Source organism: Pseudoalteromonas sp. SG41-1 (assembly GCF_014164575.1).
Lineage (GTDB): Bacteria > Pseudomonadota > Gammaproteobacteria > Enterobacterales > Alteromonadaceae > Pseudoalteromonas > Pseudoalteromonas rhizosphaerae.
In genome coordinates this window covers 145,171-168,287 of the sequence record NZ_JACJFL010000004.1, presented here as the reverse complement: position 1 = coordinate 168,287, position 23,117 = coordinate 145,171, and the positions used below count along the sequence as shown (strand labels likewise).

Sequence of the window (23,117 nt, the reverse complement as noted above, 5' to 3'; positions counted from 1 at the left end):
CAGAACATCGATAGGCCTTTTGTATATTCTTTTCGTTATAAATGACGACCAACAATTTGAGCGGGGAGGCAGTAGCGGGTTTATCCCGCGACAGGAGGTTAAGCCGAGTTTTTATATGCTCGAAAACTTGAGTCGTGCTGTTTAAATATCTTTAATTATCACTGCGGGATTACCTGCAACAACAGTATTTGCTGCAATATCTTTGGTGACGACAGACCCTGCGCCTACTACAGCATTATCGCCAATGCTAACACCTGCAAGTACAATAACGCCTGCGCCTATCCATACGTTATTGCCAATGGTTATAGGTGCTGCAAAGTTTTCTTTATTGAGCCGCTCTATGGGATTAACTGCATGAGAGACTGTCAAAAGCTGAACGTTCGGGCCGATTAAACAATCGTCGCCAATGCTTATGGCTCCTTCATTAATTGGCGCATCTAACATAGTGCAGTTAATGTTTATAAAAGTACGATCACCAATTTGAACTTGCGAGCCATAGTCAAAGTGAAAGCCTGCCTCAATAACCACTCCATCGCCACACTGCGCAAAAAGCCCCTTAATGCGTTTTAAATTGCCTTTGCTGGGGCTTTTAGCAAACAAGCGGCAGATTTCATGGGTGATTTTACGTTGCTCTAAGTATGACTTATCAAGGCTGTTGAATTTATTCATGAATTAATGCCATTATTTATAATTTCACTTAGCTTAACTTGATTGCTAATAAGATCAACGCTTGGAAGGGTTTATTATATTGTTATGAATTTAGAGGTATTTTTATACATTCACTTGCCATTTTCATAGTTTCGTTTAAAATCTCGTAACTTTCGAAACGAAACTTAAATGGTTTACTTAATGACTAAACGAAACACCCAGCAACGTCGTCACCTTATTCTTACTCAAGTTAATGAGTTAGGTGAAGTAGCCGTAGATATTTTAGCTGAGCAGTTTCAAACCTCTGAAGTAACCATTCGTAAAGACTTAACAGCGCTTGAAAAAAGCGGACTATTACTGCGCCGCTACGGTGGCGCGATTGCATTGCCGCAAGAAATTGTAAGCGATGATATTGATTCAAAACGTAAAGTGGCGATTGCCAAAGCCGCAGCAGCACTAATCAAAGATCATAACCGCATTATTATCGACAGTGGTCGTACTACAGCAGCAATGATCCCTGAACTGGGTAATAAGCGCGGTTTAGTGGTGATGACTAATGCAATTAAAGTGGCTAATCGCTTATTAGCGCTGGAAAACGAGCCAACACTTTTAATGACCGGTGGTACGTGGGACCCGCATTCTGAGTCGTTTCAGGGGCAAGTTGCTGAGGGGGTTTTACGTTCTTATGATTTTGATCAGCTATTTATTGGTGCTGATGGCATTGATGTTGAGCGCGGTACCACTACCTTTAATGAACTTGTAGGCCTAAGCCAAGTTATGGCGGGCGCTGCTCGTGAAGTTATAGTGCTGGTGGAGTCAGAAAAAATCGGCCGAAAAATCCCTAATTTAGAATTACCTTGGCAGCAAGTGACTACGCTTATCACCGACAGCAACTTAGCACTCGATACTCGCCAAGCAATACAAGCGTGTGGTGTGCAGTTGATCTGCGCTGAGCTATAAATTTACAAATTCGTGTTTATTACAGGCCGACAACACCTGTGATGTTCATTTAAATATTAAACAACACATACAAACCCAAAGTTGACGCTTTGGCATGTACAAAAGGAGAAATTATGTGTGGAATAGTTGGGGCAGTTGCAGAACGCCCAGTAAATAAAATTTTAGTTGAAGGCCTTAAGCGCCTTGAATACCGTGGTTACGACTCAGCTGGTGTGGCACTTTTAGATGGTAATACACTTAATACCGTAAAAGCAGTGGGTAAAGTAGTTAACCTTGAAAACGCGCTTGATGAAGCTGGCGTAAAAGGGACTACCGGTATTGCACATACTCGCTGGGCAACTCACGGCGGCGTGACGAAAGCAAACGCGCACCCGCATATTTCAAACAGCGAAATTGCCTTAGTGCACAATGGTATTATTGAAAACCACGCCAGCTTACGTGAAGCGCTGAAAGGCGATGGTTACGAGTTTTTATCAGACACAGATACCGAAGTAATGGTGCATTTAATTCATCAACTCCGCCAGCAACACACCACTTTACTTGCATCAGTACAAGCTGCGGTTAAGCAGTTTGATGGCGCATTTGGTACAGTAGTATTTGATAAAGCCAACGATAATGAAATTATTGTTGCCCGTTCAGGCAGTCCATTAGTTATTGGCTTAGGTCTTGGCGAAAACTTTATTGCCTCTGACCAATTAGCACTATTACCAGTAACTCGTACCTTTATCTACCTTGAAGAAGGTGATGTAGCGCGTATCACCCGTAACAGTGTGGAAATTTTTGATGTAGACGGCAATGCCGTTGAACGTGAAGTCATTGAATCAAACATCACACAAGATGCATCAGGTAAAGGTGAATACCGTCACTACATGCTTAAAGAAATTTACGAACAGCCACTTGCTGTACGTAACACCCTTGAAGGACGTTTAAACGACGACCGCGTAGCGATTGATGCCTTTGGTGAAAGCGCTCAGCAAATATTTAAAGACGTAAAACACGTACAAATTATTGCCTGTGGTACGTCTTACCACTCAGGTATGGTTGCCCGCTACTGGCTTGAGCAATTTGCAGGTGTTAGCTGTAACGTAGAAATTGCCTCTGAGTTCCGTTACCGTCAGTCATTTGTACACGAAAACAGCCTACTAGTAACGATTTCACAATCTGGTGAAACGGCTGATACTTTAGCTGCGCTTCGTTTAGCTAAAGAGCAAGGCTATATGGGGTCAATGACTATTTGTAACGTACCAGGCTCATCGCTTGTACGCGAATCAGACCTTGCCTTTATGACCAAAGCCGGTGCTGAAATTGGTGTAGCCTCTACTAAAGCATTTACTACACAGCTTGTTGGTTTGTTAATGCTTACTGCGTCTATTGCGCAAGAGAAAGGCTTAGATCAAAGTACGATTGTTAACGCTATTAAATTGCTTCCAGCTAAATTAGAAGAAACTTTATTGCTTGCTGATGGCATTGCTGATCTTGCAGAAGAGTTTGCCGACAAGCACCACTCACTGTTTTTAGGTCGTGGTTCACAATACCCAATCGCAATGGAAGGCGCACTTAAGCTTAAAGAGATTTCATACATTCACGCAGAAGCCTATGCAGCAGGTGAGCTTAAACATGGCCCATTAGCATTGATTGACGCAGACATGCCAATTATTGTTGTAGCACCAAACAACGAATTGCTTGAAAAGCTTAAATCAAACGTAGAAGAAGTCCGTGCTCGCGGCGGCATTATCTATGTATTCGCTGATAAAGACTCACACTTTGAGTCAGACGAAACCATGCGTGTGATCAACGTAAACCACGTAGATGACGTAATTGCTCCAGTTGTATATACAATCCCACTACAGTTACTTTCGTACTACGTAGCAGTAATTAAAGGCACTGACGTTGACCAACCACGTAACCTAGCGAAATCGGTTACTGTTGAATAAAATCAAAAGGTTATAATGTTTTTTCATATCAAAAAAGCGCTTAATGCGCTTTTTTTGTGCCTGAAACTCTGTTAGCTTAAGTAACTCATTATTCTCTAAGGGATTAGTTATGCGTTTACTCACCACTCTGTGTTTTGTTAGCTTTTTTGTTTTTAGTTCACAAAATACCTTTGCACAATCTAACACTAAACAACAAAGTACAGATTACTCTGTGCACACGCACACTATTAAATCGGCTGTTTTAAACGAAGAACGCACAGTTACAGTGCAGTTGCCTAAAAGCTATCAAGCTGAGCCAAATAAGGTATACCCTGTTATATATCGCCTAGATGGAGCAGGTAATATACCGCTTGCCAGTGCTGTTATTGAGCGTTTACAAAATGATAACCGTGCGCCTGAGGTTATTATTGTCGCTATTGAAAGCACTAATCGACTCAGAGATTTTTATCCTACAGTGAATAAAGAGCCACAAGGGCCTGTCGGTGAAGGGGGCGGCGCGGCAAAGTTTTTAGCGTTCTTTGAGCAAGAGCTCATTCCTTTTATTAATAAGAATTATCGCACCCACGACTTTAGAGTGATCGCTGGTGCCTCTGCTGGTGGTGTATTTGCGCTATATGCATTGCAGGCAAACCCTGAACTATTTCAAGCGCACATTGCGTATAGCCCTGCTGTTTGGTGGAATTATGGTGCATCGGCAAAAAGCACAAAATCGTTTATCGCTAATACGAAAGAGCTCAACAATTACGTTTATACCAATATCGGCGAAGAAGCTGGCATTATGCGCGAAAGGTACGATGAACTACAGCAATCACTGCAATCGCATAAAGTGCAGGGGTTACGCTTTTTTAGTGATGCGTTTGCTGGCATCTCGCATAACTTAACGTCTGCTGCTGGCGCATTTAATGCTTATTACAATCTATTTTTACCTAAACAAATGCCCATAAGTGCTTTGAGCAACGATGTAGCATCTATTGATGCTTATTACCAAAACTTATCTCAACAATGGGGCGAACAGATAGCGCCACCAGACCGTGCTGTTAGATCACTCGGTTATAACTTAACGGGCAGCAAGCAGTTTACCCGTGCTATTGAGGTGTTTAAGTACAATATAAAAAACCACCCCAAATCAGTCGATGCGCTTTCAGCCCTGTCTTATGGTTATGAAATGCAAGGTGATACTCGCCAAGCTCTTGAACATATGGAATCTGCTTTAGCAATTGCGGACGATTCATATCCTTATATAAACTACTTAAAAGAAACAAAAGCTAGGTTACAAGCAAAACTTAGCAAGAACTAATAATATTGTTAACTTAGTTGTTGGCTTTTTATTCAACGAACATTATTACGTTGCTTACTAAGGTTTTATCAATAATTAGGTCGACTGCAATTTAAAGTTTATGTCAGTTTTGTTTAACTTTCTTATATCTGCTTTTAAACAACAGCTTGTGTATTTTCAGTGATAGTTTTTGTCGTGTTTTTTCTTTTTTCAGTGCCGTATTATTTTTAAGCAGAGGTGGTTTTGAGTTATACTAAAACAAATCATTACGTAGGAGAATTAGCCATGACTGCAATTGACCGCATTTATCAAAAAATAAAGCGTTCTCGCCGCTATGTGTTTGAACGTAAAGATTTCGACAATTATGCGAGCTACGATCAGGTTGGGCGTGTACTAAAGCAATTAGTTGATAAAGGTGAACTGATAAAAATTGGCTATGGTTTATATACTAAAGCGACGATCAATAGTCTCACTAATAAGCCTATGCCAACAAACCCTGGTGGCACTGACGCAATCATGCGTGAAATTTTAAAGTTGCGTGGTGTAGATTTTGAAATGGATGCAATGTCACTTAGGAGTATTAACGGTAAATCTACCCAAATACCTGCTTCTATTAAGTACAGCTGGGACTCTAAGCAATTTAATCGAAATCTTAAAGTTGGTAATAGAGTGTTGAGTTATCGCAGATGAGTATACCAAAACTGAAAAAGCAGTTTTTGGAGGTATCTAATGCATTGGATTTAGGTAATCCATCAATTCCAGAAAAAGACTATTGGGTCGTGTCTCTTCTTGCAATGTTGGAATGTGTAAAAAGTGAAAGCCATCAACTGGTTTTTTCTGGCGGAACTGCATTGGCTAAATCTAATATTAAAATCCTGCGAATGTCTGAAGACGTCGACATAAAACTAATTCCTACAGATGAGTTTATCAAAAAGGGTAAGGGAGCAAAGAAAAAAGCTCGTAAAGCGCTAATTGAACATATCATAATGAAGTTGGCTGACCATCCTTATCTTAATTACACTGATAAAACGGTGAATGATGAGTATCGCTATGTCGAAATAGAAATAAAATACCCACAGCAATATCATCAAGCACCGTGTCTACGCCCGTATATAAAATTAGAGTTTATTGAGACTATTGAACTGCATGGGACTGAGCTTCGCTCTATTTCATCGTTGGTGGCTCAGAGCTACAAGCAACCTGCTGAAGTGAAGGCTATGTTGTGTATATCGATTGATTCTACGCTGGTTGAAAAAGTGCTTTCTATGTTACGCCGTACTATGTCTGTTAAGCGTAATCCAAATCGTAAGGATGATGATACACTGGTTCGTCACATCTATGATGTTCATTGTATTTTTATTAATCATAAGGTTGATATGGATGTGTTAAAGCCAATGTTTTATTTTGTTTTGGAGGAAGATAGACTTCGATTTGGCAATCAACATCAGGAGTTTGTTGACGATCCCTGTAATGAGCTAAAGCTGGGATTGAAGGAGCTTCAAAATAATGAGAAGTTTCGTGAGCGTTTTAATGCGTTTGTTGCGCCAATGGTATACAGCCAAAATCCTCATGACTTTGATACTTGCATTGCCTCATTTAAAGTAATTTCAGAGCAGCTTATTGGGTAACATTTAATTCATTCATTTAAGTACTTTGAATAAAAGAACTACTCTAAACACAATTATAAAAGCGCGGGATAAACCCGAGCCTACAAATATCACAAATTTACTCGTAACTTGGCTCGAATCGCGCAGCTGTTACCTATGAAAACATTAAAACCACTAACCCCTACTTAATACGTGCTAAATACGCTAAAATTGCAGGCTATTTTTAGTAATGAGCCCGCACTTTTTATGACCTCAGCCGCAAATCCTAGTAATTTCAATGAGCTTGGCCTAATTCCAGAGCTAATTGCTCGATTGTCTGATCTTGAATATACGCAACCTACGCCGATTCAGGCAAAAGCAATTCCAAGTATCTTGGCGGGAAGTGACTTAATTGCAGGGGCGAATACCGGCTCAGGTAAAACAGCAACCTTTGCATTACCTATGCTACAAGCGCTGTTTTTAGCCCAAAACACTAATAAAACGCCGAGCAAAGGTAACTTTGTATCTGGGCTAATTTTAGTACCAACACGCGAGCTGGCTACACAAGTAGCCGATAGCGTTAAGTCATACTCTGCAAACTTTAATGGCGCGATTAAAACGGTGGCGGTGTTTGGTGGTGTGTCGGTTAATACCCAAATGCAGGCATTACGTGGCGGTGCAGATATCATCGTGGCAACGCCTGGGCGCTTGCTTGATTTGATCTCAAGTAATGCGATTAAGCTCGATAAAGTTTCAACTTTAGTGCTTGATGAAGCTGACCGCATGTTGAGCCTAGGTTTTACTGAAGAGCTTGCTGAGTTGTTGGCGTTAATGCCTGCTAAAAAGCAAACCATGTTGTTCTCAGCGACTTTCCCTGAGCAAGTTAAGTTTTTAACCCAAGAGCTGCTAAACAATCCGGTTGAAATCCAACTACAAAGCAAAGACGAAAGCACTTTAGTACAGCGTGTATTTACGGTAAATAAAGGCGAAAAAACTACGGTTTTAGCGCATTTAATTAAACAGCAGCAATGGCGTCAGGCGCTTATTTTTGTCAACGCTAAAAAAGATTGTGAGCACTTAGCCAGTAAGCTCGAAAAACGCGGCGTGAATGCGCAAGTGTTCCATGGTGATAAAGGCCAAAGTGAACGTACTCGGGTAATCGAAAAGTTTAAAGATGGCGAAATAGAAGTACTAATAGCCACGGATATTGCCGCCCGTGGTTTAGACATTGCCAAACTGCCAGTAGTGATTAACTTTAACTTACCACGCAGCCCAGCTGATTACATGCACCGCATTGGCCGAAGTGGCCGTGCTGGTGAAGTAGGTTTAGCGTTATCACTGATTGATTATGAAGACTTTCATCACTTTAAAATCATCGAGAAGAAAAACAAGCTACGTTTAGATCGTGAAGAAGTAACAGGCTTTGCCGTAAACCAAGCCAACCTTGATGCAGCACTTGCGCTTAAAAACGACAAGCCAATGGCCAAGCCTGAAGGTACTGGTAAGAAAAAGAACAGAAATAAAGCCGATGATATAGATGATGTATGGAGCGGCTGGCGTCGTAAGTAACAAACACAAAAAAGCCGACTTCAGTCGGCTTTTTCATTTACAGTAAACAGTTAGTTTACTTATAAAACGCTTCTACTGTGCCTTTTACTTTCATAAGTAATGGCTGGCCGCGGCGGTCTAGTGCTTTAGGTGCGGCTACTTTGATCCAACCTTCACTGATGCAGTACTCTTCAACGTCAAAACGCTCTTTGCCGTTAAGTGTAATGCCGATTTCATGCTCGAATACTTCTTCTACATAAAATTTGCTACGTGGGTTGATCGAAAGTTGATCTGGTAATTCTGGTTTATTTGTATCAGTCATAATTGTGATCTGCATTGAATATATTGTGTGCCATTGTAGGCAATACAGGCCTTAGGCTCAATATACTGATCAAAATAAATTAACTGCACAGTTGCTTTGATTGCTTAATACAGTGGCTAATTATTTCGTCACGAGTGACATCTTTGTCAAAGCAATAATCAAAGCGCATAGTGAGGTTAGTCGCTTGCTCTTGCTCAGGCCAATGCCATTTACGAACAAGTTGTCGGGTAGCCGTTTGTAGCTGGCGGCCATAGCGTTTTGGATCGGTATTATTTATTATTATATTCTTCACTGTGCCGCTTTTTGAAATGACAAAGCTGGTTTCTGCACAGCCTTTACCCTGAATATTCAATAATTCTAGCGGGTATTCATGATTAGGTATTTTTTGTAGTCGGTGCCAAACACCTTGTAGATCTAAGTATTGAGCTTGAATGTCTGCTATGGGCCTTTTATCTGAAATATCATTACTTTGCGATAAAGTATTAAACGAAAAAATTAAGCAGGCTATGTAAACGAGGGCTTTCATAATCATCCTTAAATATTGCTCAGAGCTAAACCTTAACGTAATTTGCTTATAATTAACAGCTTGATTTTTAGACAGGTTTATTTATTTTTTATTAAACTAAACGTTATAATGTATCACTATTTTTTAGTATGTTATATTATATCCAAATAAACCTAGCTATTATTAAAAGTGGATCATGAAGTACTCAGCATTAACTCTTGTCTTTGCAGCACTTTCTTTTGGCTCTAATGCCACAGAATCAGATATAGAAACCATCACCATTGCACATAAGCAAGCCTTTAGAGGCGATATTCCGCTTAAAGAATTACCGCAGTCAATTACCACATTAAGTAAAGAAATGATGGTTGATAATGGCATTACCAAGTTTAGAGATGCACTGGATTTTTCTGCCAGTATTTCTCGTAAAAATAATGGCGGGGCATTGTGGGATAGCTACTCTATACGGGGGCTATCGGGTAATGAAAATATGCCATCCGGCTATTTAATTAATGGCTTTAGTGGTGGGCGAGGTTTTGCGGGACCACGTGATGTATCTAACATTGAATATATTGAAGTGTTAAAAGGTCCTGGTTCTGCACTCTATGGTCGTTCTGAACCAGGTGGTACAATTAATATCATTACTAAAAAACCACAGTTCTATCAGCAAGGCCAGTTAAAAGCTGAACTTGGCAGTGAAGATCATAAACGTGTGCAAGGTGATTACACTAACGGCCTAACTGAAGATATTGCATTTCGAATTAATGGTGCATGGCAAGATAGTGACAGTTTTCGAGATCACGTACATCATGATAAGTTTGTGATCACGCCTTCTTTGTATTACAGCATCAATGATAAATCGTCATTAACGTATGAGTTTGAGTACGTTGACCAGCAGCAAATGTATGACCGAGGTATTGTTGTACTTAACGATAATTTTGACACCGTACCTAGAAGTCGCTTTTTAGGTAACCCTAATGATGCGCCAACTAAAGTGCACTCTCGCGGACACCAACTTAATTATGACTATGACTTTAATCGCGACTGGTCACTCTTATTGGGCGCTAACCATCGTACCGCTACGTTAACAGGTTTTTCGTCTGATGCTGAACTATCTCCTCCAAGACAGACTTTGTCTTTAGATAATCCTATGCTTACGCGTCAACACCGTTATAGAGATTATTACTCTAATGATTTGTCAGTACGCGCAGAATTAAGTGGTCATTTTGATCTTGCTGATATCACTAACCATGTTTTGATTGGTGTTGATGGGTATGACTATGAGCTTCGCACTGGGCTTTATCGTTATCGTGGTGGTAAAGATACGTACACATTAAATATTTATCAGCCAAACTACAGTGAAGGGCAAGGCCCCGATGTTGCGCAACTGTATGAAAACAACGAAAAGCAAAAGGCATACGGTATTTATGTACAAGATCAGTTAGACCTTACCGAGCGTTTTAAATTAATGCTGGGATTGCGGTTTGATGAAATTAAGCAGAATATTTTCGAGACTAAGTCAGGCGTTGCCTCAGATAGCACGATGAACCGACTTAGCCCACGGCTAGGGATGGTATATGAGCTAAATGATGCGATTAACCTTTATACCAGCTATTCCGAAGGGTTTATACCTTTAAGTGGTACTGATGCTAAGGGTAAATCGTTTGGTTTTGAAGAAAGTGATTCCTTTGAAGTGGGTGTGAAGTTTGGCTTTGACAACGTTAGCGGTACCATCGCTTTATTTGATGCTAGCAAAGGCAACATGTTGGTGGCTGATGATAAGGGTTATTCAAAACCTATTGGTAAAGTAACCAGTAAAGGTATTGAGGTTGATCTGACTGGTAGTTTAGGTGAAAACACTCAGTACACACTTTCGTATGCTTACGTAAAGGCTGAAACGGCCAAAGACATGATTAATGTTGAGTGGTTAGAGCCTATTCCTAAAGGTAGCCCGTTAGTTAACGTACCAAAAAATAATTTTTCGCTTTCTTTAAATCACAATACCCGTGTACTTGAGCAAGACATTAAATTTGGTGGTCATTATCAATATATTTCAGAGCGACTGGGCGACCCAATAAGCTTATCTTTTAACTTACCAAGTTATCAGCTGGTGGGTTTATTTGCTCAATGGCAGGCGACTGAACGGACAAATGTTTCACTTAATGTTGATAATGTATTTGATGAAAGCTACATAGCCAGTAGCTACAACGCATTATGGGCCTACCCTGGTGCACCAACACAGTTTAAATTGGGTATAACATATGACTTCTGAACAAGTTAAAAACCGTATTCACAGTATCGATATTATGCGTGGCGTGGTTATCTTACTCATGCTACTTGATCATGTGCGAGAGCGTTTTTTCTCGCAAATGCCGGTATTAGACCCAATGGATGTTGACGTTACCTCTCCAGGGCTGTTTTGGAGCCGTTTTGCTGCGCACTTTTGCGCGCCAACCTTTATCTTTTTAACAGGGCTTTCGGCGTGGCTTTATAGCCACCCAAGCTCAGGTAAAGTACGCTCTGCACGTAGTTTTTTAGTTAAGCGGGGGTTGTTTTTAATTGCCCTTGAAGTTACGGTTATTTGCTTTTTGTGGATTTGGTTTATCCCGACTATTTTTCTACAAGTGATATGGGCTATTGGCCTGTGTATGCTGGCTCTGGCATTACTAATTAACTTACCGCAACGACTATTGTTAGCATTGGGTTTATTGATCGTTTTTGGCCATAACTTACTCACACCAATTACCTTCAGTCCAGATGAGTGGGGTTATACCTTATGGACTATTCTGCACGATCGCGGCTTTATCTCTGAAGGTGGTTTAGTTAATGTCAAAATCAGTTACCCAGTATTACCTTGGATTGGGGTTATATTACTTGGTTACTGCGCAGGCCCACTGTATGCACATAACCGAGACAGTGAAGATCGTAAACAGTGGCTGATTGGTTTGGGCTTAGCGTGTATAGCGTTATTTGCTATTTTACGCGGCTTAAATATCTATGGCGAAACGCTACCTTGGCAGCAGTTTTCAACAGCAGTGCAAACGGCTATGTCGATATTTAACGTTACCAAATATCCACCTTCACTAAGCTTTTTATTAATCACTTTAGCGCTGATGTTTTTTGGCTTATGGTTTTTTGAGCGTCCGTTAAATCGCTTTAGTAATGCTTTAAGAGTGTATGGCTCGGTGCCGATGTTCTTTTATATTTTTCATCTTTACGTTTTATTGATTTTATACACAATTTGCAGAGCTATTTTTGGTGCTAATCATGGTGCATATTTTGCCGTAAATGATATTACATGGATTTGGTTAATTACGGTTGTGTTAGCCGTTACGTTATATTGGCCAACTAAGGCATTTAGTCACTATAAGCGCAAAGCAAATAAACCTTGGTTAAAGTATCTTTAGAGATATAACACTTACTTAGTGGTTAAAAGCGGTGTTATAAGTTTATAACACCGCTTTTTATGCCTTTATTTTTTACATTTTTTTTAGCATGTCTTCATTAAGCACTCTAACTTCGCGTTGTGGGAATGGTATCGCAATATTATGAGCTTTGAGGGTTTCTAGAATAATTAATAGTAAATCACCACCAACCCGGTTTTTACCATCATCAATTCCCTGCATCCAAAATTCCACAAACATATTAATGCCATTATCGCCAAAGCTATCTATTTCACAGTCAGGACGCTCTTCAAATGGTACATCAGGCCCGCTAATTACTTGTGGATGCTCGGCAACAGCTTGTTTAATTATTTCTACCATGGCTCTAACATCGGTGGCGTATGCCACACTAAAATCAACACGGTAGCGCTGTTTTGGGTCTTTATGGGTCCAGTTGGTCAGCAGTGATGAAATAAAGGTTTCGTTAGGAACCAGTATGTCTTTGCCGTCGTAAGTTTCTAAAATTGCATGGCGCATTTTGAACTCTCGAACAAAGCCACTTTTGCCGTTCTCTAATTCAACAAAGTCACCAATGGTGAGTGACTTATCGAGCAAAATAATGATGCCAGAAATAAAGTTAGAAGCGATTGATTGCAACCCTAAACCAAGGCCAACACCTAACGCACCACCAAACACGGCAAGAGCGGTGAGGTTAACGCCCATAATATTAAGCAGTAATAACGCGATGACACAAAACAGGCCAACTTCGAAGAGTTTGGTAAAGACTTCGCGGGTGCTGATATCCAGAGTTTGCTGGTTGCGAATTATAACCTTACCAACATTACTGGAAGCGCGACCTAACCAAAATAAAATAGCGCCAAAAAACAATACCCGAGTTAGGCCATATAAACTGACTTGAATATTGCCTAAATTAATCGAAACCGCTTCAAGGGTTTTTATAAATGCTGGCAAAAAGCCCAGTAGGTGCAACAGCAAAACGGGCAGGCCAACTAACTTAAACAGTGCTGACATAAAAGGGCTGCTAACAAACTCTTTAATAATTGAGTAAGCAAACAGCAATATAGCAATGTTGAGCGCGGTATTCATTAACCACACTTGCAAGTCTACAGTGATGCCGATAGAGGTAAATATTTGTAGTAAAATGATTGCTACTAGCGGGTAAACGATATTGCTAAGTCGAAACAGCATAATGTTTATTGGGTGATCGGACGCCACTTTAGTGTGCTTATCAACGCGCTTTTTAACTGTTTTAGAATAAATCCAATAGGCGGCAGCATAGCTGGTGATGATCACCAATAATTGTAGATACGTTGCTTGTTGGCTAAGCATTGATTGGATCAATAACCAAACAGACTCAAATTGTTTGGAAAAAAACTCACTATCCATACGGAGTACTTTTTTAGATAAAATAAGATCTTTACTATGGCTGATAAGTCTAAAAATTTACAGAATAAATAAACGTATCAATAAATTTGACAAATAGTAGAGCTTTACTGTGTCATTTAGCGTGAGTATTTCACCGCGACTACTGAGTGAGCAAGCTTTTCGGCCGCTTGTCGTTATGCTAGCCAAACAAAGTTAGAGTGTCTATTGGAGTAAATTTGATAATGCTTTTGATAGCATGGGAGTGGCAATAAATAAAAGTTGTAGGTTGTGAGCTTTTGGGACTAAAAAATTATTAGCTTTCATATAGTGCGAAATATCTGCAATCGCAATAAGGACTTACTTATCTAAATGCTTTTAAAATAGTGGTTTTATTATCAATGTTTTTTTAGTCACTTTTTCTTTGGTTTTAAAGTATTAGTTTTACTTCTGTACCAAATATCTACTTTTGTAATGTATTGTAATACTGCATCGCTGATGAAACCTTCTACACTCATTTGACTTACGCGACAAGTTTCTTGGTCGCATATAACTGTCATCATGGAGCAATTGAAAATGCAGAGTGCACAAAAGGCGGTAAGGATTAACCTCGATCTTGATCTTAAAGTCAGCATCAAACAATACAAAAAAATTAAAGAGCGTCCCGTAAGTTACAAAGACGCTGATATTGCGTGTATAAAAGCCATCGCACAAGCTGCGATTAACGTTGAGTTATTTACCATCCCGTTATATATGACAGGTCTGTATTCAATACAAGGCATGCATGCAATAGGTGGGGATGAAGGCTTGTATCCCGAGCGTTTATGGCCTGGGTTAGGGGCAACAGCAGGCTTTATTCCTAATGAACGAATAGCAAAATTAGATATTACTCCAACGCCAAAACCCAGCAAGCCACTGAGCGTAAATGAACAGGCGTTTAATGCTGTTTATAGTGTGTTTATAGAAGAAATGCTGCATTTACAGTTGGCTTCTAATATCGCCAGTAAACTAAATCTAACTCCTTCATTTACCAGTAATGCACTGCAAACAGAAAAGTTTGGTTGGCATTGTTATGACGATACAACGCAAATCCCGCATATCTTAGATTTTAAAGACTGCAGCCGTGATTTATCAAAACTTAGCCCTAAAGTGAAAGAATACTTTACAACTCACTTTCAGGGTCAAACACTACAAGATATGCGAGTCAATGCAGCTGCATTGACAAAAGAGCAGGCTTTACTGTTTTTATTGATTGAAGAAACCGAGGAAAGTGCAAAAAAATTAATAATTAATAAAGATTTAGGTGGAGTTCGCCCTAAATACTTTGAAACAGCTCCTTTTGATTGGTTTAAAGCAACAGATACAGAAGTTGATTTACCTATGTTTGGTTCTATCGGGCATATGTATTGCTGTTATTGGGACTATCTTGAAATTGTGTATGAGGATGGTAGTAGCTTAATTGATATTTTGGTGAATCCAGCTAAACCTGATTCCGTGCAACGTGATTATTTTAATACTCGTGACTCAGCCGAATATAAACCGCAATACCCGGGGATTAATGGTTCAATCAATGAAAGTAATGAGCTAGATAAGTTAAAAATTGAAATTGTTAATAATATCAATGCAATAACGGATCAAGGTGAAGGTAAAGGTGTTGTTTCTGAAATCTGCAGCCGCTGGGCGGCAGAGAGTTGGGTAATAACGTATTTGCAGCAACAAACGGTAGCATTGAAAAGCACACCGATTGAGGCAGATGATCATCAGGTCGCTGCTAAGTTTCAACCTAATGCTGATAACCTAAAAGAAGATTACCCAGCGGATAGCGCTGGGCAAAAGCCACTTCCAGTATCAGGTATTGCATGCGCACGTATTACAAATACTAAAAAAGATCATTTTATTACCTTTGCTGATGTACTTGATTTGATTATTCAATATGAATACCAAGAGGGTCAATCTTACAGTGATAACAACGCGGCCCAAGTGTATATGACCTGGCAAACGTGGCATAACTTGTGCGGTAAATTTACAGTAGCAATGCTTAACCCGAAAGGTGGCGATAAGGCTAAGCATAAGCACCCAGATTTACCTGCTGTAGTTGATGTAGAAAAAGCATTGAATAATTTGTTTTCTAGCCCTGAACGTCGTGCACAAACACATCAAATTTTTAGTGAATCAGCGGTTGGCACTTTAAAAGGACTTACCACAGCATTGGATCGCTATTGGGGTGGTAAAACGACTGAGTTTCCAGGTCCTGCAATGGGTGGTTCGGGCGATCGAGTATCTATTTGTTGGGCTACAACAGGGCAGGCTCCAGATCTGGTTGCGGGTATTGCGGATATGTCTAAGGATGTTTTATACCATGCATGCCAAGGTATGGATTATACAAAAGAAAATTCAAATAATTTGCCTCCCGCAACAGTGTTCCACAGCTGTAAAGGTTCGAACAATTGCAAAGCGCAAGGTGGGTGTGGGTTTGTGCATAGCACAACACCGGGAGGAAGCTGTGGTGGTAGCGCCCCTGCTGATGGTCCATTTAGCGCTCCTGCAAATAACAAATGTAATAATTTAGGTGGCTGTGCTGTGCCGATTTCTGCCTCGCAGCTATTCCCAAAAGAGCCATCAGCAAAACCCCAGATGCAATTATTTGAATTTGGTGATGGACCAGACTATGCATCTACGGCTAAACCATATACCGACCCAGAAACAGGTAAAGTTCTAGAGCAAATGCCATTTAAAGAAGGTGATGCGGTTTACAGTATCGCGTGGCAGGCCTATTGTAATGCAAAAGGAGTGCAAACTACGCCGCCACCTGCAGATGATATTCGCTTAGCGCTTCCGCCTTCAACTTAATTGGATTGAATACATGACATCATACATACAGAAGCAGCCTTTTGCTGCTTCTGCTATTGAGCAAATAAACCCGCTAGGCTTTGGTTTGGGGTTGCGCAGTGAGCATTATCCGTACTTAATGCAAAAACCAGTAACAGGGGTTGATTGGTTTGAGATCATTAGTGAAAATTACATCGATAATTATGGCTATGGCCGTCATGTATTAGAACAATTGATGGCTGATTTCCCTATTGTTATGCATGGTGTGTCTATGAATATAGGCAGTAGCTCTGCGCTTGATTTTGACTATTTAGAAAAGTTAAAAGCATTGGCGGATTTTGTAAAACCAGCGTGGATATCAGATCATCTATGTTGGACAGGCTTTGCAGGAGTAAATAGCCACGATTTACTACCTATGCCGCTTACTGAGGAAAGCTTAAAGCATGTTATTAACCGGGTTAATCAGGTACAAGACTTTTTACAGCGGCCATTAGTGCTGGAGAACCCCTCTACTTATTTAGAGTTTCAAAACTCGTCGCTCACGGAGCCGGAGTTTTTTACGCAGCTGGTCGAACAAACACAGTGTGCTATGCTGCTAGACGTTAATAATGTTTATGTGTCGGCGTATAATCACGGTTTTTGCCCAAGGACATATATAAAAAACTTACCGCTTAAAAGTATTGTGCAAATGCATTTGGCGGGGCCAACACTCAGCGGGCATTGTTTGATAGATACCCATGATAAACCAGTTCCTGAACCTGTATGGGAATTGTATCAACTCGCGCAATCTTTATGTGGGCCTGTCTCGACTTTACTGGAATGGGATGCAAATATTCCTGCGTTTCCTGAATTAGTCGCTGAGTTAAACAAAGCTAAAACTGTATTAGCGGGTCAAATTCCTCATGCTCCAGTACAAAATAACCACCAACAAGGTTGTATTTCTACACCGCTGGTTTTAGCTAAAGAGAAATTATGAGTGAACATTCATTGAGGCAAGTGCAGCATTGGTTGCAAACAGTATTAATTGTTCGTGGTGATTTGGATGATAAACTCTTACAGGCATATGCGCATGATGGCGTTATGCTTGATACGCTAATTAAAAGTACAGATAAAATTTCAGCCCAGCAGCGAGTAGATATTTACGCTGCAGGTTATGTGCTAAGGCTTGTGGATTGTTTACGTTGTGAGTTTTCATTGTTGGCGCAGTATATGGGAGATTCGTTATTTTCCACATTTGCTAAAGCATTTATTGTGACGGTGCCTTCTAAAAGTTGGAGTCTATATTATTTAGGTGAGCAATTCGCCGAATTTTTAGCACAAACTAAACCACAAGGTATAATCGATGTTGCTCAACAAACTATGGTCGATTTACCTGCTCAAATAGCCTTATTTGAACGCACCAAGTCTGAGGTGTTAGTAGCCCAAGGTCTTGAAAAAAATGTAACGGCAACCGAGCTTTCTATCGAACAGCAAATGCTCACGTGTTTAGTAAATAATACTGATATTCAAGCGGCGCCTTGTTTGCGGGTAATAACATTAGATTACCCTATTTTAGAGCTCATTTCACAAATTGAAGCCTGCATAGCAAAATTAGAAGTAATGCCTGATGAGTTGATTTTACCTATTCAGCAACCATGTTACCTTGCTTTAACACGTATACATTATAGATTTAGAGTCTGGTCTTTAGCTCATTGGCAGTATTTGCTACTCGGTTTTTGTATACAAGGAAGTAGCTTTAATATGGCGATTAAGCAAACAGCATTACAGCTAGAGGTTTCTAGCGATGAGTTAACCTCAGGCGCAATGATGTGGTTGCCACAAGCAATCAATATGGGCTTGTTGTTTCAATAAGTGCTACAAGTAAGCAGTTAACCTAATTGATAACAATTAAATAAACTATAACGCCAAGATTTCATCGCGATTGCTTGGCGACCAGGCTTTGTCAGCCGCTTGTTGTTGCGTTAGCCAAATAAAATCGGTGTGCTCATTCGGATCTAAAGTAATGGCGATATCATCGGGTACGCAAATACTAAAAACATACTCAGTATTAATTAACGCATTGGCTTGATAGCGGTGTAGCCATGACTCTCTAATGGTATATTGATTGGTTTTTTGGTGATCGCGTATTGTTAAGCCCAGCGCGCGGGCATCTATCCCTGTTTCTTCTAATAGCTCACGGTAAGCTGTCACAACAGGCGTTTCGCCTTCATCAATCCCACCGGTGACTGATTGCCAAAAGTTAGCATCATCGGTACGTTGGATCAGTAAACAGTCTTTATTTTTTTTATAAATAACAACCAGTACAGAGAAGGGTTTACGAAGTGGTTGGTTATTTAACAAAATAGAGCCTTAAATAGCGTTTGTTGAATCAGTTTACCTAACTACGAAATGTTTAACTAGCCAGATCACATCACTAACAACCAAATACCCAGCAACAAGAGTAGTACATTCATTATTTTCAGAAACTGCGCAGTATTGAGTTTGCCCTGCAACCAGATCCCTAAACGATTACCACAAAAAGCAATCGGCAAGCTGGCAAGTGCAATTAATGCCCACTTTATTTCGATTAAACCCAGACTAATAAAGCCAATAAGCTTGACGGCATTCATCATCGCAAAAATAATCGCCACAGTTGCGACAAATCGTTTCGGTGGTAACTTAATGGTACTGAAATACATTATTAAAGGTGGGCCGCCAGCATGTACTAAGGTACTTGCAATACCGGCTAAACCGCCCATAGAGAAGGCACCTAAACGGCTATTTAAGGCACTAAAAGTAAACTTGCTAAAGGCTAAACTGCGAATAGCAAACACTATACATAAAATAGCAATCGCTGTTTTTATAAACGCCGCATCTAACCAGCCAATTAACGCATGTGCAATAACTACGCCTACCAATAAACCCGGTAGTAAGCGTTTAAGTTGCTGTATATCCCATTGTTGCCAGTAACTTTTTAAACTAAAGACATCGGCAACAATAAGTACCGGTAGCATCAAACCGATTGCGGCAACAGGGGGCATCACTAGCATTAGTAAAGGGACACTAAACACTCCAAGCGCTCCTGCAAAGCCTGATTTTGACACGCCGGTGAGCAATACGACAAATGCGATGATAGAGAGGGTTGTTACTGTCATTGGTTTTTTTACTTACTGATTATTTACTTTATGCTGGTAGATCAAACCACAGCGCTTCTAAGCTGCTGGTGGCTGTTAATGTTACCCGTTCATTGCGATTTAGTGCAAAGGCATCGCCGTTACTAAAATTTTGCTTGTTTGCGTCTATATGCCCGCAGATAATATGCAAATAACCTTTTCTATCCGCTGTTTGCAATGTATGCGATTGACCCTCATCAAGTTTTAAACGATAGATACTGGCATCTTGGTTGATGCTCACGCTGCCGTGTTCGCCATTTGGTGTAACAAGTGGTGTAAGCTGAGTTGTTTGCGGAATACTTTTTTGCTCATAGCTAGGGGCTATACCACGCAATTTGGGTTGTATCCAAATTTGTAAAAAGTGCGCTGTTGCTGAATTTGAAGCATTATATTCACTGTGCATAATACCACTACCGGCACTCATCCGTTGCACGTCACCAGCAGGAACAATGTATTCATTGCCGGTGCTGTCTTGGTGTTTTAATGCGCCGGAAATGACATAGGAAATTATTTCCATATCCCGGTGTCCGTGAGTGCCAAAGCCTTGACCAGCAAGTACTTTATCTTCGTTGATCACTCTAAGTACCGACACCCCCATGTGTTTTAGATCATGGTAATGGCCAAATGAAAAACTATGCTGACTTTGTAACCAACCAAGATCAACTTGGCCGCGCTCGCTGGCTTTGCGTATGTAGTGCATAACTTAACTCCTGATTAAACCCTAATTTGAATAGCAGCAGTATAAGTTTTATAAGGAAGATTAAAATCGCTTTTAAAAGGACTATTTGTTCTAATTAATAGAATGAAAGCCCTTGATTAGCAATCAAGATCAGCCTGCATTACTTGATATCGTAACTCGCCAATAAATGTGCGCGCTGCCGGGCCAAGGCGATCACCGTCTTTAAACAGTAAATGTAGCATGGCACTGCGCTTACTATTGTGACTAAGATTAAGGGGCTTGAGCCGATTTTGTGCTAACTGATTGGTAATCGCTGTGCTAGGCAGCCAAGCAAAGCCTAAGCCGTTGCTGATCATATCAATGGAAGTCCGCATATGGCTTACTGTCCAGCGCTGGTCGGCACCTAACCAGCCACCGTCTTGTTTATTGTGTAAGGCAGAATCGCGTACCACAATTTGTCGGTGCGATTTTAAATCTTCAAGGGTGATAGGCCGAGTGATGCTATGTAACGCATGATCTGGGTGCGCAACAGCAGTAAACTCGATATTGCACAACTCTTCACTAAACCCGGCTTTGCCAGTGAATCCCGATATTGCAATATCGGCACTGGTGTTCTCTAGTAATTCATTCGCGCCAGTCAGTACTGATTCGTATAATTCAATACGTAATAATGGATACATTGCCGAGGTATTGTTGAGTACTTTATAAAGCAGTGCTTGCGGAAAAACTTCATCAACAGCAATACGTAATTTGCTTTCAATCCCCTCACTGAGAGTCTGCCCAATTGCTTCTATTTTGGCGGCTTCATCGAGTAGGTAATTAGCGCGGCGCATCATCATCTCACCAGCTTCGGTGATCACGGTTTTACGTCCTTCAATAGTAAATAACTTAACACCTAAAGCGGTCTCAATTTTACCAACAGCATTGTGAATACTTGATTGGCTTTTATAAATTTTTAGTGAAGCTTGATTAAAACCGCCATGTTCAACCACAGCCCTAAACATACGCCATTGCTCTAAAGTTATTTTAAGCATCTTTATGGTTGTCCTCGCAGTCACCTTGGTCACAGGTATTGAGTGATTCTCTGGCACGTTTATCTTGATTGAGTACTTGTTTTAGATCTTCAGTACGTTGGCGTACCGCTACACCATAACTGTGATCATCGCCCCACAGTTTTGCTAGTTGCAGTACTGAGGCACGATCGTGCTCTCTAAATAAGTGTCCTGCGCGCTGCGAGTCTTCCTTTGAATTTCCTAATAGTTCTAGGGTTTCAACGGCAAGGTTGATGGCAGAGTCAACGGTTTCTCGGTTAAACGCATCAACGTGCAAATTAAGTAATTGGTAAGCATGGCGACGATCTTTAGCGCGCGCCACAATCTTTAAGTGCGGAAAGTGTTTGCGGACAAGTTTAACTATTTCGAGAGTTTTGTCGGCATTATCAATAGCAATAACCAGTAATTGTGCGGTATCAGCTCCAGCGGCTTCGAGTAGTTCTTTACGTGCTGCATCACCATAATGCACCGTATTACCAAAGCGACGCAGCAGATCAATTTGGCTAGGACTGTGATCAAGGACACTAATATCATACCCTTGGGTGCTCAGTAAGCGCCCCATAATTTGTCCAAAACGGCCGTACCCAGCAATGATTACGTGTTTGGCTGGGCTTATCTGCTCTGGTTTATCAAACTCAGGTTTTGTTGTTGTGTTGCTACGTTTTTGTAATGTGTCGTAAAGCATTAATAGTAAAGGGGCTATTAACATTGAGATGGCCACGACTAAGGTGGTTAAGTTGCTTTGTTCTGGGGTTAAAATTTGCAATGTATTAGTCATCGTCAGGAGTACAAAAGCAAACTCACCACCTTGTGCTAGGGCTAAAGTGAATAACAGTTGCTGGGTATGATGAATTTTAAAAGTTCGTGCTAAGGCATACAAAACAGCGGCCTTTACAACAATTAAAGCTGCAACCAATGTAACCACTAAAGTAAATTGATTAAATAACAATGCAAAGTCGATAGAGGCACCGACAGCGACAAAAAACAATCCTAATAACAGTCCTTTAAAGGGTTCTATATCGGCCTCTAACTCATGACGAAATTCACTTTCTGCCAGTACCACACCCGCTAAAAAAGTCCCTAACGCTGGAGATAAGCCAACATTTTGCATAATCAGCGCAATCGCTACCACTAAAAATAACGCAAATACAGTGAATATTTCCCGCATTCTGGTTTCAGCAATGTACCTAAATAGTGGCGCAGAAATATACTTACCAGCTAAAATAATTGCCGCGATCACTGTTACTGAGGCGGTTACTTGCCCCCAAACTGGCCAATCGGCAGTTAGCGAATTATGCGTGCTGGTGGCATTTAACATTGGCTCAAACGCCAATAATGGTAGTAATGCTAAAATAGGAATAACGGCAATATCTTGAAATAGCAGTACCGAAAACGCATTTTGGCCGGCTTCATTTTTCAGCCAACCTTTTTCTTCCAGACTTTGTAGCACAATTGCTGTTGAAGAAAGCGCGAGCATTAAACCAATTGCTAGTGCTGTTTGCCAATGCATGGCCATAAACCAATAACAAATTGCAAAAATTACCGCCGCTGTTAGGGTTACTTGCAACCCCCCAAGCCCTAAAATAGAGTGGCGTAACTTCCAAAGCCTAGCAGGTTGTAGTTCAAGGCCGACTAAAAACAGCATCATTACTACACCAAATTCAGCAAAGTGCATAACAGACGTTTGATCGCCCACTAACCCCAGCAAATACGGGCCAATTAAAATACCTGCCAGCAAATAGCCGAGCACGGAGCCTAACCCAAGGCGTTTTGCGATAGGCACCGCAACAATGGCTGCGGCTAAATAAATTAATGCGATCTCTAACATAGTTGTCCTTTGCTAATACTGGCTAACTTATTATG

At 40.6% G+C, this 23,117-nt stretch carries 20 protein-coding genes; 11 read left to right on the top strand and 9 right to left on the bottom strand.

Translation table 11 applies throughout. The features are described 5' to 3' along the window. Positions 1-141: 141 nt before the first annotated feature. Positions 142-669: a sugar O-acetyltransferase gene (locus tag H5203_RS05115; protein WP_145240139.1), complete on the bottom strand. Its 528-nt coding sequence runs from the start codon at positions 667-669 to the stop codon at positions 142-144. Between the two features lie 180 nt (positions 670-849). Between H5203_RS05115 and H5203_RS05110 the strand changes: the two genes are divergently transcribed. The 6 genes from H5203_RS05110 to H5203_RS05085 all read left to right on the top strand — a co-directional run bounded on the left by H5203_RS05110 (position 850) and on the right by H5203_RS05085 (position 7,973). Next, positions 850-1,608, top strand: a complete 759-nt coding sequence (locus H5203_RS05110; RefSeq protein WP_182730667.1) for a DeoR/GlpR family DNA-binding transcription regulator — start codon at positions 850-852, stop codon at positions 1,606-1,608. A 113-nt stretch (positions 1,609-1,721) separates the two neighbouring features. After that, positions 1,722-3,542: a glutamine--fructose-6-phosphate transaminase (isomerizing) gene (glmS, locus tag H5203_RS05105; RefSeq protein WP_182760551.1), complete on the top strand. Its 1,821-nt coding sequence runs from the start codon at positions 1,722-1,724 to the stop codon at positions 3,540-3,542. A gap of 109 nt (positions 3,543-3,651) precedes the next feature. After that, entirely contained in the window at positions 3,652-4,839 is a 1,188-nt protein-coding gene (locus H5203_RS05100; RefSeq protein WP_182819451.1) for an alpha/beta hydrolase-fold protein, read from the top strand. 264 nt (positions 4,840-5,103) lie between these two features. Next, positions 5,104-5,508 carry a DUF6088 family protein gene (locus tag H5203_RS05095; RefSeq protein WP_145240161.1) on the top strand — a complete coding sequence of 135 codons (405 nt, stop codon included), beginning with the start codon at positions 5,104-5,106 and terminating at the stop codon, positions 5,506-5,508. 26 nt (positions 5,509-5,534) lie between these two features. Then, entirely contained in the window at positions 5,535-6,446 is a 912-nt protein-coding gene (locus tag H5203_RS05090) for a nucleotidyl transferase AbiEii/AbiGii toxin family protein (protein ID WP_259401912.1), read from the top strand. Between the two features lie 225 nt (positions 6,447-6,671). Then, the gene (locus H5203_RS05085) at positions 6,672-7,973 is read left to right on the top strand and encodes a DEAD/DEAH box helicase (protein WP_182819450.1); all 1,302 of its coding nucleotides are present in this window, start codon (positions 6,672-6,674) and stop codon (positions 7,971-7,973) included. 55 nt (positions 7,974-8,028) lie between these two features. Here the strand turns inward: H5203_RS05085 and H5203_RS05080 are convergent, their stop codons facing one another. Together H5203_RS05080 and H5203_RS05075 are read right to left on the bottom strand one after the other, a co-directional pair. Then, positions 8,029-8,274 carry a DUF3297 family protein gene (locus H5203_RS05080; protein ID WP_149982278.1) on the bottom strand — a complete coding sequence of 82 codons (246 nt, stop codon included), beginning with the start codon at positions 8,272-8,274 and terminating at the stop codon, positions 8,029-8,031. A gap of 79 nt (positions 8,275-8,353) precedes the next feature. Next, entirely contained in the window at positions 8,354-8,800 is a 447-nt protein-coding gene (locus tag H5203_RS05075) for an energy transducer TonB (protein ID WP_182734996.1), read from the bottom strand. A 175-nt stretch (positions 8,801-8,975) separates the two neighbouring features. Here H5203_RS05075 and H5203_RS05070 point away from each other — a divergent pair, with 175 nt between their 5' ends. Both H5203_RS05070 and H5203_RS05065 read left to right on the top strand, forming a co-directional pair. Further along, positions 8,976-11,048 (top strand): TonB-dependent siderophore receptor, encoded by a 2,073-nt coding sequence (locus H5203_RS05070; protein WP_182819449.1) that lies wholly within the window; start codon positions 8,976-8,978, stop codon positions 11,046-11,048. Then, positions 11,038-12,183 carry a DUF1624 domain-containing protein gene (locus H5203_RS05065; RefSeq protein ID WP_182739472.1) on the top strand — a complete coding sequence of 382 codons (1,146 nt, stop codon included), beginning with the start codon at positions 11,038-11,040 and terminating at the stop codon, positions 12,181-12,183. Before H5203_RS05070 ends, H5203_RS05065 begins: the two co-directional genes overlap by 11 nt. 72 nt (positions 12,184-12,255) lie before the next feature. On the opposite strand, the gene H5203_RS05060 is transcribed toward H5203_RS05065, so the two are convergent. Continuing rightward, the gene (locus tag H5203_RS05060) at positions 12,256-13,566 is read right to left on the bottom strand and encodes a mechanosensitive ion channel family protein (RefSeq protein ID WP_182819448.1); all 1,311 of its coding nucleotides are present in this window, start codon (positions 13,564-13,566) and stop codon (positions 12,256-12,258) included. A gap of 552 nt (positions 13,567-14,118) precedes the next feature. Here H5203_RS05060 and H5203_RS05055 point away from each other — a divergent pair. The 3 genes from H5203_RS05055 to H5203_RS05045 are packed head-to-tail and all read left to right on the top strand — an operon-like array spanning position 14,119 to position 18,222. Beyond that, entirely contained in the window at positions 14,119-16,392 is a 2,274-nt protein-coding gene (locus H5203_RS05055; RefSeq protein WP_259401911.1) for a ferritin-like protein, read from the top strand. A gap of 13 nt (positions 16,393-16,405) precedes the next feature. Then, the gene (locus H5203_RS05050) at positions 16,406-17,347 is read left to right on the top strand and encodes a DUF692 domain-containing protein (RefSeq protein ID WP_149982274.1); all 942 of its coding nucleotides are present in this window, start codon (positions 16,406-16,408) and stop codon (positions 17,345-17,347) included. Beyond that, positions 17,344-18,222 carry a DNA-binding domain-containing protein gene (locus tag H5203_RS05045; protein WP_182819446.1) on the top strand — a complete coding sequence of 293 codons (879 nt, stop codon included), beginning with the start codon at positions 17,344-17,346 and terminating at the stop codon, positions 18,220-18,222. The genes H5203_RS05050 and H5203_RS05045 overlap by 4 nt, the downstream gene beginning before the upstream one ends. A gap of 45 nt (positions 18,223-18,267) precedes the next feature. Here the strand turns inward: H5203_RS05045 and nudB are convergent, their stop codons facing one another. From nudB to H5203_RS05020, 5 genes are all read right to left on the bottom strand, one after another. Next, entirely contained in the window at positions 18,268-18,711 is a 444-nt protein-coding gene (gene nudB, locus H5203_RS05040; RefSeq protein ID WP_182819445.1) for a dihydroneopterin triphosphate diphosphatase, read from the bottom strand. A 65-nt stretch (positions 18,712-18,776) separates the two neighbouring features. Beyond that, positions 18,777-19,505 carry a sulfite exporter TauE/SafE family protein gene (locus tag H5203_RS05035; protein WP_182735000.1) on the bottom strand — a complete coding sequence of 243 codons (729 nt, stop codon included), beginning with the start codon at positions 19,503-19,505 and terminating at the stop codon, positions 18,777-18,779. Positions 19,506-19,533: 28 nt separating this feature from the next. Further along, entirely contained in the window at positions 19,534-20,223 is a 690-nt protein-coding gene (locus tag H5203_RS05030) for a pirin family protein (protein ID WP_182757865.1), read from the bottom strand. 116 nt (positions 20,224-20,339) lie between these two features. After that, positions 20,340-21,236 (bottom strand): LysR family transcriptional regulator, encoded by an 897-nt coding sequence (locus tag H5203_RS05025; protein WP_149982269.1) that lies wholly within the window; start codon positions 21,234-21,236, stop codon positions 20,340-20,342. Beyond that, complete coding sequence (locus tag H5203_RS05020; protein WP_145240191.1) at positions 21,229-23,082, bottom strand: monovalent cation:proton antiporter-2 (CPA2) family protein; 1,854 nt, start codon at positions 23,080-23,082, stop codon at positions 21,229-21,231. The genes H5203_RS05025 and H5203_RS05020 overlap by 8 nt, the downstream gene beginning before the upstream one ends. Positions 23,083-23,117 lie beyond the last annotated feature (35 nt).